The organism is Pseudoalteromonas sp. BSi20480, assembly GCF_000241365.1.
Taxonomy (GTDB): Bacteria; Pseudomonadota; Gammaproteobacteria; order Enterobacterales; family Alteromonadaceae; genus Pseudoalteromonas; species Pseudoalteromonas marina.
In genome coordinates, this window is record NZ_BADX01000079.1 from 1 (window position 1) to 406 (window position 406).

Annotated in this window: 1 pseudogene; it reads left to right on the forward strand. The window is 35.5% G+C overall.

Annotated features, from left to right (window positions below):
• Positions 1-85 precede the first annotated feature (85 nt).
• Positions 86-406, forward strand: a pseudogene (locus tag P20480_RS18075) (hypothetical protein); the annotation flags it as partial.

Consider the following 406-nt stretch of genomic DNA (forward strand, 5'->3'; position numbering starts at 1 on the left):
TAGTACTTATTATTAATAAAGATATTTTAGGGTTGGTTAAATTAAAAAAAACTTTACTGAATCGTAAAACACCGGTGGCTAGCTAATGGGTAGTTTTTTGGAGGACTTATTTTGGAGCCTCGCTGAAATTAGCGAGCTTTTGGGCATACTCATTACATGGTTATTTGTTTTTACATTTTTATATAACCTGTCTGCGGCCATCAATAAATCAGACAACAGCCGCACTCAGCTGTCATTCATTATGATGGTTTCTTATACGTTGAGTTTGTACATAAACATATACACACCATTACGGTACCTACAATTATTTGCCTTTGATGTAGTCACCATTGCTGTTATTTTTATTTGGCGGCTGTGCTTAGGTAAAGTCATCCCTGTAGGCTTTTATTATTTAATAGCAGGGCTC